Origin of the sequence: Streptomyces sp. NPDC001714 (genome assembly GCF_042892755.1) — a bacterium.
In the GTDB taxonomy this organism is placed as follows: domain Bacteria; phylum Actinomycetota; class Actinomycetes; order Streptomycetales; family Streptomycetaceae; genus Streptomyces.
The window spans coordinates 12597-27673 of record NZ_JBIAUL010000001.1 but is presented as its reverse complement, the minus strand read 5'-3'; the positions used below and the strand labels follow the sequence as shown (position 1 = coordinate 27673).

At 71.3% G+C, this 15077-nt stretch carries 15 protein-coding genes; 5 read left to right on the top strand and 10 right to left on the bottom strand.

Going from position 1 to position 15077, the window contains the following annotated elements:
- Positions 1-37 precede the first annotated feature (37 nt).
- Entirely contained in the window at positions 38-1777 is a 1740-nt protein-coding gene (gene lysS, locus ACFY0P_RS00145) for a lysine--tRNA ligase (protein WP_388907243.1), read from the bottom strand.
- A 279-nt stretch (positions 1778-2056) separates the two neighbouring features.
- Here lysS and argS point away from each other — a divergent pair, with 279 nt between their 5' ends.
- Positions 2057-3814: an arginine--tRNA ligase gene (argS, locus tag ACFY0P_RS00140; protein ID WP_388905521.1), complete on the top strand. Its 1758-nt coding sequence runs from the start codon at positions 2057-2059 to the stop codon at positions 3812-3814.
- A 62-nt stretch (positions 3815-3876) separates the two neighbouring features.
- Here the strand turns inward: argS and ACFY0P_RS00135 are convergent, their stop codons facing one another.
- Genes ACFY0P_RS00135 through ACFY0P_RS00125 form a run of 3 tightly spaced genes read right to left on the bottom strand, consistent with a single transcriptional unit; the run spans position 3877 to position 4834 of the window.
- Positions 3877-4194, bottom strand: a complete 318-nt coding sequence (locus ACFY0P_RS00135) for a type II toxin-antitoxin system PemK/MazF family toxin (protein ID WP_388905519.1) — start codon at positions 4192-4194, stop codon at positions 3877-3879.
- Positions 4182-4397 carry a hypothetical protein gene (locus tag ACFY0P_RS00130; protein ID WP_388905517.1) on the bottom strand — a complete coding sequence of 72 codons (216 nt, stop codon included), beginning with the start codon at positions 4395-4397 and terminating at the stop codon, positions 4182-4184. Before ACFY0P_RS00130 ends, ACFY0P_RS00135 begins: the two co-directional genes overlap by 13 nt.
- Before the next feature lie 8 nt (positions 4398-4405).
- Entirely contained in the window at positions 4406-4834 is a 429-nt protein-coding gene (locus ACFY0P_RS00125) for an ATP-binding protein (protein ID WP_388905515.1), read from the bottom strand.
- A gap of 113 nt (positions 4835-4947) precedes the next feature.
- On the opposite strand from ACFY0P_RS00125, the gene ACFY0P_RS00120 reads away from it, so the two are divergent.
- The 3 genes from ACFY0P_RS00120 to ACFY0P_RS00110 are packed head-to-tail and all read left to right on the top strand — an operon-like array spanning position 4948 to position 6830.
- Positions 4948-5775 (top strand): Scr1 family TA system antitoxin-like transcriptional regulator, encoded by an 828-nt coding sequence (locus tag ACFY0P_RS00120; protein ID WP_388905512.1) that lies wholly within the window; start codon positions 4948-4950, stop codon positions 5773-5775.
- Positions 5772-6014: a DUF397 domain-containing protein gene (locus tag ACFY0P_RS00115; RefSeq protein ID WP_388905510.1), complete on the top strand. Its 243-nt coding sequence runs from the start codon at positions 5772-5774 to the stop codon at positions 6012-6014. The genes ACFY0P_RS00120 and ACFY0P_RS00115 overlap by 4 nt, the downstream gene beginning before the upstream one ends.
- A gap of 42 nt (positions 6015-6056) precedes the next feature.
- Positions 6057-6830, top strand: coding sequence for a DUF4253 domain-containing protein (locus ACFY0P_RS00110; RefSeq protein WP_388905508.1), 774 nt, complete (start codon positions 6057-6059; stop codon positions 6828-6830).
- 13 nt (positions 6831-6843) lie between these two features.
- Here ACFY0P_RS00110 and ACFY0P_RS00105 read toward each other — a convergent pair whose 3' ends face one another.
- Entirely contained in the window at positions 6844-8049 is a 1206-nt protein-coding gene (locus ACFY0P_RS00105; RefSeq protein ID WP_388905506.1) for a PLP-dependent aminotransferase family protein, read from the bottom strand.
- Between the two features lie 288 nt (positions 8050-8337).
- Here ACFY0P_RS00105 and ACFY0P_RS00100 point away from each other — a divergent pair, with 288 nt between their 5' ends.
- Positions 8338-8544 carry a hypothetical protein gene (locus ACFY0P_RS00100; RefSeq protein ID WP_388905504.1) on the top strand — a complete coding sequence of 69 codons (207 nt, stop codon included), beginning with the start codon at positions 8338-8340 and terminating at the stop codon, positions 8542-8544.
- A 58-nt stretch (positions 8545-8602) separates the two neighbouring features.
- Here the strand turns inward: ACFY0P_RS00100 and hemB are convergent, their stop codons facing one another.
- The 5 genes from hemB to ACFY0P_RS00075 form a co-directional block, all read right to left on the bottom strand.
- Positions 8603-9595 (bottom strand): porphobilinogen synthase, encoded by a 993-nt coding sequence (gene hemB, locus ACFY0P_RS00095; RefSeq protein WP_388905502.1) that lies wholly within the window; start codon positions 9593-9595, stop codon positions 8603-8605.
- Between the two features lie 244 nt (positions 9596-9839).
- Positions 9840-11546: a uroporphyrinogen-III synthase gene (locus ACFY0P_RS00090; protein ID WP_388905499.1), complete on the bottom strand. Its 1707-nt coding sequence runs from the start codon at positions 11544-11546 to the stop codon at positions 9840-9842.
- Complete coding sequence (gene hemC, locus ACFY0P_RS00085; protein ID WP_388905497.1) at positions 11543-12502, bottom strand: hydroxymethylbilane synthase; 960 nt, start codon at positions 12500-12502, stop codon at positions 11543-11545. The genes ACFY0P_RS00090 and hemC overlap by 4 nt, the downstream gene beginning before the upstream one ends.
- Entirely contained in the window at positions 12499-14199 is a 1701-nt protein-coding gene (locus ACFY0P_RS00080; protein WP_388905495.1) for a glutamyl-tRNA reductase, read from the bottom strand. Before ACFY0P_RS00080 ends, hemC begins: the two co-directional genes overlap by 4 nt.
- Positions 14196-14951 (bottom strand): redox-sensing transcriptional repressor Rex, encoded by a 756-nt coding sequence (locus ACFY0P_RS00075; protein ID WP_388905493.1) that lies wholly within the window; start codon positions 14949-14951, stop codon positions 14196-14198. Before ACFY0P_RS00075 ends, ACFY0P_RS00080 begins: the two co-directional genes overlap by 4 nt.
- Positions 14952-15077: the final 126 nt, after the last annotated feature.

The following is a 15077-nucleotide window of genomic DNA, read 5'->3' as shown; positions in this document are numbered from 1 at the left end:
GCCCTCCTCGGTGGAGGGCCCCTTCTTCATGCCGGCGTCACGCCCCGAGCAGGGCCCGTACCCGGTCCTGCCCGACGGCGAGCAGCAGCGTGGGCAGCCGGGGGCCGGTGTCCCGCCCGACCAGCAGGTGGTAGAGCAGGGCGAAGAACGTCCGCTGGGCGGTCTTGATCTCCGGCGGCAGTTCCTTCGGGGTGGCGTCGGCGGAGAACCCGGCCTGGACCTTGGGCACGCCGTACACGAGGTGGGTGAGCCCGTCCAGCGACCAGTGGTCGGCGAGCCCGTCGAGCAGCAGTCGTACGGACTGCTGGGACGCCTCGTCGAGGGACTTCAGCAGCTCTGCGTCGGGCTCGTCGCGGACGATGGTGCGCTGGTCGGCGGGTACCTGGGTGTTGATCCAGGCCTCGGCCTTGTCGTACCGCGGCCGGGCCTCGTCCATCGATCCCAGCGGGTTCGCGGGGTCCAGTTCGCTGAGGATGCGCAGCGCCTGGTCCTCGTGCCCGGCGGTGATGTCGGCGACGGAGGCGAGGGTCCGGTACGGCAGCGGCCGCGGCGTCCGGGGCAGCTCGCCGCCGGCCGTGCGCACCGCGCGGGAGTGCGCGGCGATGTCACCGGGCAGCGCGGACCCGTCCGCGACCTTGCCGTCCAGCTTGTCCCACTCGTCGTAGAGCCGCTGGATCTCCTGGTCGAAGGCGATCTTGAAGGACTGGTTGGGCCGGCGCCGGGCGTACAGCCAGCGCAGGATCTGCGGCTCCATGATCTTCAGCGCGTCGGCCGGGGTGGGCACCCCGCCCCGCGAGGACGACATCTTCGCCATGCCGCTGATGCCCACGAAGGCGTACATGGGCCCGATGGGCTGCTTGCCCCCGAAGATCCCGACGATCTGCCCGCCGACCTGGAAGCTGGACCCCGGCGAGGAGTGGTCGACACCGCTGGGCTCGAAGATCACGCCCTCGTAGGCCCACCGCATGGGCCAGTCGACCTTCCAGACCAGCTTGCCGCGGTTGAACTCGCTGAGCCGGACGGTCTCGGAGAACCCGCACGCGGTGCAGGTGTACGTCAGCTCGGTGGTGTCGTCGTCGTACGCGGTGACGGTGGTCAGGTCCTTCCCGCACCCGCCGCAGTACGGCTTGTACGGGAAGTACCCGGCGGAGCCGGACGAGCCGTCGTCCTCGCTCGCCGCGCCCGAGCCCTCCTCGGCCTCCAGCTCGGCCTCGTCGACGGCCTTCTGCTGGGGCTTCTTGGGGGCCTTCTTCGTCCGGTACTGCTCCAGGATCGCGTCGATGTCACCCCGGTGCTTCATGGCGTGCAGGATCTGCTCCCGGTACACACCGGACGTGTATTGCGCGGTCTGGCTGATCCCGTCGAACTCCACACCGAGCTCGGCCAGCGACTCGACCATCGCGGCCTTGAAGTGCTCGGCCCAGTTCGGGAACGCGGAGCCCTTCGGCGCGGGCACGGAGGTCAGCGGCTTGCCGATGTGCTCGGCCCAGCTCTCGTCGACCCCGGCGATACCGGCGGGCACCTTGCGATAGCGGTCGTAGTCGTCCCACGAGATCAGGTGCCGGACCTGGTGCCCGCGCCGCCGGACCTCGTCGGCGACCAGGTGCGGGGTCATGACCTCGCGGAGGTTGCCGAGGTGGATGGGCCCGGACGGCGAGAGCCCGGACGCGACGACGACCGGTTTGCCCGGGGCCCGACGCTCCGACTCCTCGATGACCTCATCCGCGAAACGGGAGACCCAGTCGGTGGTCTCGGTGCTCTGAGCCACGATCGGCACGTCCTTCTTTCTGGCACGGGACAGCCGGTACGGTCGCACGGCTGACCGCTCCATTCTCCCAGCCGACGTCGAATCCACGAAAACGGGTTATCAGCGCGCCCCTGCGAGGCGGCGCAGCCGCGCGCTCAGGGGCGCGGGGAACTGCGCGACCAGCCACGACGCACCCGCACCCGGCCACGCACCGGCCCCCCGCGGGCTCGTAGCCGCAAAAACCCCTTTACCCCCCGTGAAATACTGGACCCGTCTACCAAGCCCCCCGAGGAGAACGGCTCCCACCCCATGGCCCCGGTCACGTCCCTCAGCGCCTCCGTCAACCAGCAGCTCACCGACGCCCTCTCGGCAACCCTGCCGGAGGCCTCCGTCGACCCGCTGCTGCGACGCAGCGACCGGGCCGACTACCAGGCGAACGGCATCCTCGCCGCCGCCAAGAAGGCCAAGGCGAACCCTCGGGAGCTGGCGACGCAGGTCGTCTCCCACATCACCACCGGCGCGGAGCTGATCCAGGACGTCGAGGTCTCCGGCCCCGGCTTCCTGAACATCACCCTCTCCGACCGGGCGATCACCGAGAACCTGGCCGCGCGGTACGCGGACGGCGACCGGCTCGGCGTGCCCCCCAAGGCGGAGCCGGGCGTCACGGTCATCGACTACGCCCAGCCGAACGTCGCCAAGGAGATGCACGTCGGCCACCTGCGGTCCGCGGTGATCGGCGACGCGCTGCGCGGCATGCTCGACTTCACCGGCGAGCGGACGATCGGCCGGCACCACATCGGCGACTGGGGCACCCAGTTCGGCATGCTCATCCAGCACCTGATCGAGAACCCGGACGAGCTGTCCGCGGAGACCGACACGGACGGCGAGCAGGCCATGTCGAACCTGAACCGGGTGTACAAGGCGTCCCGGGCCGTCTTCGACGCGGACGAGGGCTTCAAGGAGCGGGCGCGGAAGCGGGTGGTCGCCCTGCAGTCCGGCGACAAGGAGACGCTGGAGCTGTGGCAGCGGTTCGTGGACGAGTCGAAGGTCTACTTCTACTCGGTCTTCGAGAAGCTGGACATGGAGATCCGGGACGACGAGATCGTCGGCGAGTCGGCGTACAACGAGGGCATGCCGGAGACCGCCCGCCTCCTGGAGGAGATGGGCGTAGCGGTCCGCTCCGAAGGCGCACTGGTCGTCTTCTTCGACGACATCCGGGGCAAGGACGACCAGCCGGTGCCGTTGATCGTGCAGAAGGCGGACGGCGGCTTCGGCTACGCGGCCTCCGACCTGACCGCGATCCGCAACCGGGTCCAGGACCTGCACGCCACGTCCCTGCTCTACGTCGTGGATGTCCGCCAGTCCCTCCACTTCAAGATGGTCTTCGAGGCGGCCCGCCGCGCCGGCTGGCTCACCGAGAACGTCACCGCGCACAACATGGGCTACGGCACGGTGCTGGGCGCGGACGGCAAGCCGTTCAAGACGCGTGAGGGCGAGACCGTCCGGCTGGAGGACCTGCTGGACGAGGCGGTGCAGCGGGCCGCCGAGGTGGTCCGGGAGAAGGCGCAGGACCTGACCGAGGAGGAGATCCAGGAGCGGGCCCAGCAGGTCGGCATCGGCGCCGTGAAGTACGCGGACCTGTCGACGTCGCCGAACCGGGACTACAAGTTCGACCTGGACCAGATGGTCTCGCTCAACGGCGACACGTCCGTGTACCTCCAGTACGCGTACGCCCGTATCCGGTCGATCCTCCGCAAGGCGGGCGAGGTACGGCCCGCCGCGCATCCGGAGCTGGCACTGCACGCGGCGGAGCGGGCGCTGGGCCTGCACGTGGACGCGTTCGGCGACACGGTCTTCGAGGCGGCCGCGGAGTACGCCCCGCACAAGCTGGCGGCGTACCTGTACCAGCTGGCGTCCCTGTACACGTCGTTCTACGACAAGTGCCCGGTCCTGAAGGCCGAGACCCCCGAGCAGGTGGAGAACCGCCTCCTCCTGTGCGACATCACGGCCCGGACCCTGCACCGGGGCATGGCGCTGCTGGGCATCAGGACGCCCGAGCGGCTCTGACCGGTCTCAGTCGTCCACCGGGGTCTCCGGGCCCCGGTGGAGGCTTCACGCGATGTACGACGTCAGAGGCTGAGCACCGCCCGCAATGCGATGTCCACGCGTTCCATCTGCTCACCGGGAACGTCTCCCTGGTATTTCCCCTGCTCGAACCGGCCCAGCCGGAAGTTGTACAGGTCCGGGGCCAGGACCACACCCCCGAGCGGAGCCGTCACCCGCACCGTGACCAGTGATTCCCGCCGCTCCCCGGACGTGTCGAGCAGCGCGCAGAGGACCGCACCGGGGTGCAGCTCGGCCACGTGGTCGTTCTGGACGACGACCACCGTGCGGTCCCGGCCCACTGTGGGGACGGTCCACACCTGGCCACGCTTCAGTTGTCGCACAGGTCGTCCTCCGCCGCGCTGTACAGGTCGTCCAGGTCGTCTCCGATACGGGCGCTGTCCTCGGCGTACAGCGCCATCGCGTCCCGCAACAGCTGGTCTCTTATGGCCCGGGCGACGAAGGCCGACAGATTGCCGTCCGCCGCCTCGCGAGCGGCCTTGAGGAGTTCGTCCGGCACGGTCACCGTGAGCTTACTCGTCGACATACCATTGGTTATACCAGCTGTACGTCCACTACGGCGGTCGTCTCGAACTCGGCCCACACCACCTTGCCGAGCTCCCGCTCACACACCCCCCACTTGTCGGCCAGGGCCGCGACCAGCACCAGCCCGCGCCCACCCTCTCCGTACGTTTCTTCGGCGATCTTCGGTACGCCAGACCCGCTGTCGTGCACCTCGACGCGGACGACGTCACCGTCGTACCGCAGTCGCAGGAGAAAGCCGCGGCCGGGCGGCACCCCGTGCAGAAGGGCGTTCGTGGCCAACTCGCTCACGCACAGCGACATGTCGTCGGCGCGCGCCCAGTCCGCCAGGCCCCAGTACCTGAGCGACTGCGCGGCGAACCGCCTGGCGGCGGGCACGGATCGGCGCTCCCGGACGTAGAACTGTTCGCGGGGATAGAGGAGTTCGGTTACGTCGTTCACGGGACGAATGTCGCGCAGAGTCACTAACGTAGAGCAGGCAGTGAACCCGTACGAAATTTTTGTACGGGTGCCGACCCGGTGACGTACGCGTGCCCCAGGGGATTGAGACCGACATGAGCGCGAAGAAGCCGCCGCGGCCGAAGAACCAGACGTCGATGAAGATGCTCGGCAAGCAGCTCGGCGCGGCCCGCCGGGTCGCCGGTCTGACCCAGTCCGAGCTGGGCCTGCGGGTGGGGCTCGACGAGCAGACGGTCGCGTCGATCGAGCAGGGCAGGCGGGCGCTGAAGCCGGACGTGGCGGCACGGATGGACGAAGTCCTGGACACGAAGGGGATGTTGGCGGCGGGGGTGGCGAACCTGCCGGACATCGACCAGTTCCCGATGTGGGCGGAGCTGTACATGGAGCATGAGCGGGAGGCGATCGCCCTGTCCTCCTATGCCAACCAGGTCCTGCCGGGGCTCCTCCAGACACGGGACTACGCCGAGGCCGTACTGCGGGAACGGGTTCCGGCGTACGACGAGGACGAGATCGGGCCGAAGACGACGGCCCGCGTCGAGCGCCAGGACATCCTGCGGCGCAGGAACCCGCCGACGGTCAGCTTCGTCGTCTGGGAGCCTGTGCTGCATCTGGCCGTCGGAGGATCGGAGGTGCGGGCGGAGCAGCTTCGCCATCTGCGGGCAACGGCCGAACTTCCGTGTGTGTCCTTGCAGTTCATGCCGATGCCAGCTCCTTCCCACGCGGGACTGGCAGGACCGTTCGTCCTCCTGGAGACACCGGACCATCAGCACCTGGCCTATATCGAGGGCCAGCGCGGCAGCCAGTGGGTTTCCGACGCAGACGAGGTGTCCAGGCTCGCGCGCAAGTATGCGATGCTGCGGGCACAGGCCATGTCCCCGCTGGAGTCGAAGGGCCTGCTGGACCGTCTGCTAGGAGAGCAATGAACACCGCACTTCAGTGGTTCAAGTCGACCTACAGCAGCGATGAAGGCGGCGAGTGCCTCGAAGTCGCCGTCGCCTGGCGCAAGTCCACCTACAGCGGCAGCGAAGGCGGCGAATGCGTCGAAGTCGCCGCCTGCCCCCACGCCGTCCACGTCCGCGACTCCAAGAACCCGGCGGAGACGGGCCCCGCCCTCACCGCCTCCCCCGCCGCCTGGGCCACCTTCGCCGCCTCCTTGCGATAACCGCGTCCGGCGTTGTCAGTGGGGCCCCTTACAGTCACTGCCATGGCGACTCTTCCCAACCCGCTGCCCAAGCTGGCGACCGACCCCAGTGGTCGGTCACTTGGGCTCCAACTCCCGCCCGGGACACTGCTCGACGACACGCTCGACGGCCCGTGGCACGCGCCGTTGCTGTGGTACGCCGGGCAGCCCGCCGGGCCCGGGACGTGGACCGCGCTGGGCGCGCCGGCCGCCCGTGCGGGGCTGCTTCCGGTGCTCATCGACGTGTCCGAGCTCGACGACTGGGACTTCGCGCCCGGGGAGACGTCGTACCCGGGGGACCACGACGCCGACGAGGTGCTGGAGGACTACTGGGAGGAGGACCCGCCGGAGGGTGAGGAGTGGCCGGGGCTCGCTCCCTCCGCGGCGCTGGTCGCCGACCCGGACTCGCGGGCGGCCGATGTCGCCGACGCGCTCTCGCAGGGCCGCCCGTGGCTGAAGGAGCCGCATCTGGCGCTGGTGTCGGCGCGGCGCAGCGCGGACATACCGGCGGCCATCGGCTGGAGCGGCCCGGTCAACTACGAGGAGGACGTGGCCCGGCTGTGCACGGTGCTGCGCTCCTGGGAGGACCGGTTCGGCATCCGGGTGGTGGCCCTCGGCTTCGACCACCTCGCGCTCTCCGTCGCCGCCCCGCCCGCCGACCTCGACGCGGCGGAGGCGGTCGCCGCCGAGCACTTCGCGTTCTGCCCGTACACCGTGCTGCCCGGCGCCGACGACACCCTCTCGTCGTACGCCGAGCAACTGGTCGGGGAGCGGCTGTGGCACTTCTGGTGGGACTGAGCCCCGGCCTCGGCTAGCTGCCCAGGCCCTTGGCCAGCCTCCGCAACCCTTCCGCGATCTGCTCCGGCGTCTGCGTCACGAAGCACAGCCGCAGCGTCGAGCGGTCGGGGTCGGCGGCGTAGAAGGGCTCGCCGGGGACGTACGCCACGTTCTGCTCCACCACCTGTCGGAGCAGCGCGGTGGTGTCGTACGACGACGGGAGCCTGGCCCAGAGGAACATGCCGCCCTCGGGCCGGTTCCAGGTGGAGCCGGCCGGGAGGGCGTCGGCCAGGTGGGCGAGCATGGCGTCCCGGCGTTCGCCGTACACCGCGCGCACCTTGGCGACATGGGCGTCGAGCACGTCCAGGTAGCGGGCGGCGGCGAGTTGGTTGAGGGTCGGGGTGTGCAGGTCGGCCGCCTGTTTGGCCACCGCGCAGGCGCGACGCAGGGCGCCGGGGGCGCGGAGCCAGCCGAGCCGGAGGCCGGGGGCCATGACCTTGGAGAAGGAGCCGAGCAGGACCGTCCGGTCCTCGGCGCCGGGGAAGGACGCGATCCAGGGGACGTGGTCGCCGTCGTAGCGCAGTTCGCCGTAGGGGTCGTCCTCTATGATCCACAGGCCGTGCCGGGCGGCGGTCGTGGCCAGGGCGGCGCGGCGGTCTGCAGGCACGGTGCGGCCGGTGGGGTTCTGGAAGGTCGGGACGAGGTAGAGGAGTTTGGGCCGTTCGGCGCGGATGAGCTCCTCCAGGGCGGCCGGGTCGACGCCGTCCGCGTCCCCGGGCACCGGCAGCACGCGTGCGCCGGCCAGTCCGAACACCTGAAGTGCCGCGAGGTAGCAGGGACTTTCGACGAGGATCGTGTCGCCTGGGTCGATCAGGGCGCTCGCGAGGAGGGAGAGTGCCTGCTGGGAGCCGGTGGTGACGAGGAGGTCGTCGGCCTCGGTGGGCAGGCCCCGCGCCGAGATGCGCGCCGCGAGCCGCTGCCGCAGCGCCGGTTCGCCCTCGGTCGTCGAGTACTGAAGGGCCCGCTCCGGCGCCTCCTCAAGGACCGCGCGGAAGGCGGCCGCGATGCCCTCCCGGTCGAACAGTTCGGGAGCCGGCAGCCCGCCCGCGAAGTTGATCACGTCGGGGCGTGCGGTCACCGCGAGGATCTCCCGCACGGGCGAACCGCCGACGGTACGGGCCCGGACCGCGAGCGGCGGCAGTTGCGCAGAGCCAGTTGCGGGGGCAGGGGTGACGGTCATGGACGGCTCCTCCGGCTGGTACTCGTCTTGGCTGGAGCGTAGAGAGGTACGTGTCGTCTACACCGGTGATTCCGCGATGCGGACGAGCGGCGCCGGATCCGTGTTCCGGGGTGCTCGGTCGTCCCGTGCCGCCGTCCCACGCGGCGGGATCCGCGCAGTTCAGCGGGGTGGACCGGGCTCAGGCGTCCCGAATCGCCCGTGAAGTCTGGCGGTTCGGCCGGGCCGCACCACAGGCTGAGGATGCTTCGGGACCGCCGACCGCGCCGAGATCGTCAAGGGAGCCCTCGTATGTCCGCCACGCACTCCGCCCCGGCTCACGGCCGCCGCCGTCTGCTCGCGGCGACCGCCCTGGCGCTGGCCGCCGCGACCGCCCTCACCGGCTGCCGCGACGGACAGGGCGTACGCGACGAGGGCCCGTCCTCCTCTGCGGCCCGCGTCCGGCCCGCCGCCGGTCCTGCTCAGGCCTCGGCACCGACGCCCGCGCAGACGTCATGAACGTGCCCCGGCGGAATCTCGTCCGCCGGGGCACGGGAAAGGGCGCCGGTGTCGGCGCTCAGCCCAGCATCCGGGCGGCCTCCACCGCCCAGTAGGTGAGGATGTTCTGCGCACCGGCCCGCCTGATGCCGGTCAGGGTCTCCAGGATCGCCCGGTCGCGGTCGATCCAGCCCTTCTCTGCGGCGGCCTCGACCATCGAGTACTCGCCGGAGATCTGGTAGGCGACGACCGGCACGTCCACCGAGTCGGCTACCCGCGCGAGGATGTCGAGGTAGGGTCCGGCCGGCTTGACCATCACCATGTCGGCGCCCTCCTCCAGGTCGAGGGCGAGTTCGCGCAGCGACTCCCGCGCGTTGGCGGGGTCCTGCTGGTAGGTCTTGCGGTCGCCCTTCAGCGAGGACCCGACGGCCTCCCGGAAGGGGCCGTAGAAGGCGGAGGCGTACTTCGCGGTGTAGGCGAGGATCGCGACGTCCTCGCGGCCGATCTGGTCGAGCGCGTCGCGGACGACGCCGATCTGCCCGTCCATCATCCCGCTGGGCCCGACGACATGGGCGCCGGCGTCGGCCTGCACCTGGGCCATCTCGGCGTACCGCTCCAGGGTGGCGTCGTTGTCGACGCGGCCCTGGGCGTCCAGCACCCCGCAGTGCCCGTGGTCGGTGGTCTCGTCGAGGCACAGGTCGGACATGACGAGCAGGTCGTCGCCGACCTCGGCGCGCACGTCCCGCAGCGCGACCTGCAGAATCCCGTCCGGGTCGGTACCGGGGGTCCCGAGGGCGTCCTTCTTCCCCTCCTCCGGCACCCCGAACAGCATGATCCCGGAGATGCCCGCCTCGACCGCCTCCGCGGCCGCCTTCTTCAGGCTGTCCCGGGTGTGCTGCACGACGCCGGGCATGGCGGCGATCGGCACCGGCTCGCTCACGCCCTCCCTGACGAACGCCGGGAGGATGAAGTCCGCGGGGTGCAGCCGGGTCTCGGCGACCATGCGCCGCATGACCGGGGTGGTCCGCAGCCGCCGGGGCCGCGTGCCGGGGAAGGAGCCGTACTTCGTCATGCCCTCTACGCTACGCCCGCCACAAGACCGCGCTTGCCGACTCGGCGTCGGCGCCCCGCCCCGCACCCGGGTGGTCCGGGACCCCACGGCAGCGGGGGTCGGACCTCCAGTCCGTCCTCCAGCTGACACGCCCCAACAGGGGCGCCGGGGGAGGAACTGCGCGACCAGCCCCCACCCACCCGCGGATACCCACCCACGGAAAAGGGGGCCTGGGGCGCAGCCCCAGACCCCCTCTCACCTCACCTCACGTAGTGGTACGCCTCCGCCGCGCCCCCGGCCGCCGCTCGCTCGGCCGGGTCACCGGATCGCCGGCCTCCAGCGCGCTCGCGCGCCTGCGCAGGCCGAACTCCGCCAGCGCCTCCGCCAGCTTCGCGGCCGACGGCTCCGGAGCCATCACGTCCACCCGCAGCCCGTGCTCCTCGGCCGTCTTGGCCGTGGCGGGACCGATACAGGCGATCACCGTCACGTTGTGCGGCTTCCCGGCGATACCCACCAGGTTCCGCACGGTGGACGACGACGTGAAGAGCACCGCGTCGAAGCCGCCGCCCTTGATCGCCTCACGGGTGTCGGCCGGCGGCGGCGACGCCCGCACGGTCCGGTAGGCGGTCACGTCGTCCACCTCCCAGCCCAGCTCGATCAGCCCGGCGACCAGCGTCTCCGTGGCGATGTCGGCCCGCGGCAGGAACACCCGGTCGATCGGGTCGAAGACCGGGTCGTAGGGCGGCCAGTCCTCCAGCAGACCGGCGGCCGACTGCTCACCGCTCGGTACCAGGTCCGGCTTCACGCCGAAGGCGACCAGCGCCTTGGCGGTCTGCTCGCCCACCGCCGCGACCTTGATGCCCGCGAACGCACGCGCGTCGAGCCCGTACTCCTCGAACTTCTCGCGGACCGCCTTGACGGCGTTGACCGAGGTGAAGGCGATCCACTCGTAGCGGCCGGTGACGAGTCCCTTCACGGCCCGCTCCATCTGCTGGGGCGTGCGCGGCGGCTCGACGGCGATCGTCGGCACCTCGTGCGGCACGGCCCCGTACGACCGCAGCTGGTCGGAGAGGGACGCCGCCTGCTCCTTCGTCCGCGGCACGAGCACCTTCCAGCCGAACAGCGGCTTGGACTCGAACCACGACAACTGGTCGCGCTGCGCGGCGGCGGACCGCTCACCGACCACGGCTATCACCGGCCGGCCGCCCTCCGGCGAGGGCAGCACCTTCGCCTGCTTCAGGGTCTGCGCGATGGTGCCGAGGGTCGCGGTCCAGGTGCGCTGCCGGGTCGTCGTACCGGCGACGGTGACCGTCAGCGGAGTGTCCGGCTTGCGGCCGGCGGCGACCAGTTCCCCGGCGGCCGCGGCCACCGAGTCGAGGGTCGTCGACACGACAACCGTGCCGTCCGAGGCGCCGACCTCGGTCCAGCACCGGTCCGAGGCGGTACGGGCGTCCACGAAGCGGACGTCCGCGCCCTGCGCGTCCCGCAGCGGCACACCGGCGTACGCCGGCACCCCGACCGCGGCCGCGACACCCGGCACGACCTCGAACGGCACACCCGCGGCCACGCAGGCGAGCATTTCCTCGGTCGCGTACGTATCAAGTCCCGGGTCCCCGGACACCGCACGGACGACCCGCCTGCCACCCCGCGCGGCCTCCATGACAAGATGAGCCGCATCCCGCACGGGCGGGAGGGAAGCGGTTGTTGACGCGCCGTCAACAACCGTGAGTTGAGGCGTGCCTGTGCCCGGATACGGGTCCGACGACGGATCCGGATTCGTGGTCACGACGGAGACGCCCTGCCTGGCGTGGCTTCTGATCACGTCGAGCACGTCGTGCTCGGCGACCAGGACGTCCGCGCTGGACAGTGCCTCCACGGCACGCAAGGTCAGCAGTCCCGGATCCCCGGGTCCGGCACCCAGGAAGGTGACGTGCCCGTGTTCCAGGCCGGCGGGAAGGTTGGTGGGGCTCAATGTGCTCGCTCCCCCATCAGACCGGCCGCGCCCTGGGCAAGCATCTCGGTGGCGAGTTCGCGACCGAGCGCCGTCGCCTGGTCGTATGTCTCGGGCACGGGACCGGTGGTGGACATCTGCACCGTCCGGGTGCCGTCGGTCGTGCCGACGACTGCCCGCAGGCGCATTTCCTTGACAATCTGCCCGTCGGCCAGCAGGTCGGCAAGCGCGCCCACAGGGGCGGAGCAGCCGGCCTCCAGGGCGGCGAGCAGTGATCGCTCGGCGGTCACGGCGGCCCGCGTGAGCGGGTCGTCGAGTTCCCCGAGCCGGGCGATGAGCTCCGCGTTGTCCGCGGCGCACTCGATCGCCAGTGCCCCCTGGCCGGGGGCGGGCAGAACCGTGTCGACCGACAGGAAGTCGGTCACCTCGTCGATGCGGCCGATGCGGCTCAGGCCGGCCGCCGCCAGCACCACGGCATCGAGCTCGCCGTCGTGTATGTATCCGATCCGGGTGTCGACGTTCCCCCGGATCGGCACGGTCTCTATGTCCAGCCCGTGCGAGCGCGCGTACGCGTTCAGCTGGGCCGCCCGGCGCGGCGAACCGGTGCCGATGCGGGCCCCGCGCGGCAGGTCGGTGAACTTCAGCGCGTCCCGGGCGACGATCACGTCCCGCGGGTCCTCGCGCACCGGTACGGCGGCCAGGACCAGGTCGGCGGGCTGGGTGGTCGGGAGGTCCTTCAGCGAGTGAACCGCGAAGTCGACCTCGCCGCGCAGCAGCGCGTCCCGCAGGGCGGTCACGAAGACACCCGTGCCGCCGATCTGTGCGAGGTGCTCGCGGGAGGTGTCGCCGTAGGTGGTGATCTCGACCAGCTCGACGGGCCGCCCGGTCACCCGGCTCACGGCTTCCGCCACCTGTCCGGACTGGGCCATGGCGAGTCTGGATCGCCTGGTCCCCAGTCGCAGTGGAATGTCACTCATGCCGGTCGGTCCTTCTTGTCTGTGCTGTCCACGGCCCGGGAGACGGCGGCCACCGTCTCGGGGTCGAGGTCGAACAGGGTCCGCAGCGCGTCCGCGTACCCGGCGCCGCCGGGCTCGGCCGCGAGCTGCTTGACCCGTACGGTCGGCGCGTGCAGCAGCTTGTCGACGACCCGGTGCACGGCCTGCCGGATCTCCCCGCGCTGCCGTTCGTCCAGGTCGGGCAGGCGCCCGTCGAGCCGCGCGATCTCACTCGCGACGACGTCGGCGGCCATCGTCCGCAGGGCTACCACGGTAGGCGTGATGTGCGCCGCCCGCTGGGCCGCGCCGAAGGCGGCGACCTCGTCCGAAACGATCCGCCGCACCTGGTCCACGTCGGCCGCCATCGGGGCGTCCGCGGACGCCTCCGCCAGCGACTCGATGTCCACAAGGCGCACCCCGGCCAGCCGGTGCGCGGCCGCGTCGATGTCGCGGGGCATGGCGAGGTCGAGGAGGAAGAGCGCGGGGGCGGGCCGGGCGAACCCGGCGACCGGCTCCGGCCTGCGCCGTTCCGGGATCCGGCCGACCCGGGCGGCGGCCGCGGCCAGCGCCCCGATCAGCTCGGCCTCGGCCTCGGGGGTACGACGGCCGGCCTCCCGGCGGTCCACGGTCCCGTTGTCCACCCAGGCCGCGTGCTGCTCCAGCTCGGCGGCGGCCATCCCGGCGACGGCGGCCTCTCCCATGACGGAGAAACCACTCTGCTCGGCGGTGAGGTCGAGGGGGCAGTTCTCATCGGCGCCGAGTCCGCTACCCGGGCCGGCGGCGGCCGGCAGCTGCTGCGGCGCCTGCGGTACGTCGATCTCGGCGACGGGTTCACCCGTACGGCCCTCGACCGCCGCCGCGACCGCATCGGCGGTGAGGACCAGCCCCGTCGCCCCCGTACAGGAGACGGCGACGTCGGCACGTGTCAGCTCGCCCGGCACCGCGTCCATCGGTACCGCGCGGGCCGTCACGTCCGTGTCGTCGGCGTCGTTCAGGATCTGCGCGAGCCGCTCCGCACGGTCGTACGTGCGGTTCGCGACGACGATCTCCGCGACCCCCGCCCGTGCCAGCGTGGCGGCGGCCAGCGAGGACATCGACCCGGCGCCGATGACCAGCGCCTTCTTGCCCTTCGCCCATTCCTGCACATCGCCACCGGCGGCCAGCTGCTCGAGGCCGAAGGTGACCAGGGACTGTCCGGCCCGGTCGATCCCGGTCTCGGAGTGAGCGCGCTTGCCGACCCGCAGCCCCTGCTGGAACAGGTCGTTCATCAGCCGCCCGGCGCTGTGCAGCTCCTGCGCGCGGGCCAGCGAGTCCTTGATCTGCCCGAGGATCTGCCCCTCGCCGACCACCATCGAGTCGAGCCCGCAGGCCACCGAGAACAGGTGGTGGACGGCGCGGTCCTCGTAGTGCACGTAGAGATAGGGGGTGAGCTCGTCCAGTCCGACCCCGCTGTGCTGGGCGAGCAGCGTGGACAGCTCGGCGACCCCGGCGTGGAACTTGTCCACGTCGGCGTAGAGCTCGATGCGGTTGCAGGTGGCGAGGACCGCGGCCTCGGTGGCCGGCTCGGCGGCGACCGTGTCCTGGACCAGCTTGACCTGGGCGTCCGCGCCGAGCGCGGCCCTCTCCAGGACGCTGACCGGGGCGCTGCGGTGGCTCAGCCCGACGACGAGGAGACTCATGCCGGCATCACGGCGGGTACGTCCCCGTCGGGCCCCTGCTCGCCGGCGTCCTGGTGCGCGGCGACCGGCGCGGCCGCGCCCTCGTGTTCCTCGCCGGCCTTGCGCTGCTCGTGGAAGGCGAGGATCTGCAGCTCGATGGAGAGGTCGACCTTGCGTACGTCGACGCCGTCCGGGACGGCGAGCACGGTCGGCGCGAAGTTCAGGATGGAGGTGACACCGGCGGCCACCAGCCGGTCGCAGACCTGCTGGGCGACGCCCGGCGGGGTGGTGATCACGCCGATGGAGACGCCGTTGTCGGAGATGATCTTCTCCAGGTCGTCGCTGTGCTGCACGGCGATCCCGGCGACCTGTCGTCCGGTCATGGCCGGATCGGCGTCGATGAGGGCGGCGACCCGGAAACCCCTGGAGGCGAACCCGCCGTAGTTGGCGAGGGCGGCGCCCAGATTTCCGATACCGACGATCACAACCGGCCAGTCCTGGGTCAGGCCCAGCTCACGGGAGATCTGGTAGACGAGATACTCGACGTCGTAGCCGACACCGCGCGTTCCGTACGAACCCAGGTAGGAGAAGTCCTTGCGCAGCTTCGCGGAGTTGACCCCCGCGGCCGCGGCCAGCTCCTCCGAGGAGACCGTGGGGACCGAGCGCTCCGACAGTGCGGTCAGAGCGCGGAGGTACAGCGGAAGCCGGGCGACGGTGGCCTCGGGGATCCCTCGGCTGCGGGTCGCCGGTCGGTGAGTTCGGCCAGTTGCCACGGTGCTCCAACGGGTTGAGCGGGGCTGCGGACGGTCACACGTACCCGGACCGCCCCGTCGACAGCAGGCTATGTCTTTGTGAACGCGTGCACAAAGATGGTGTCCGATTTGCCCGGCCAACGTGAC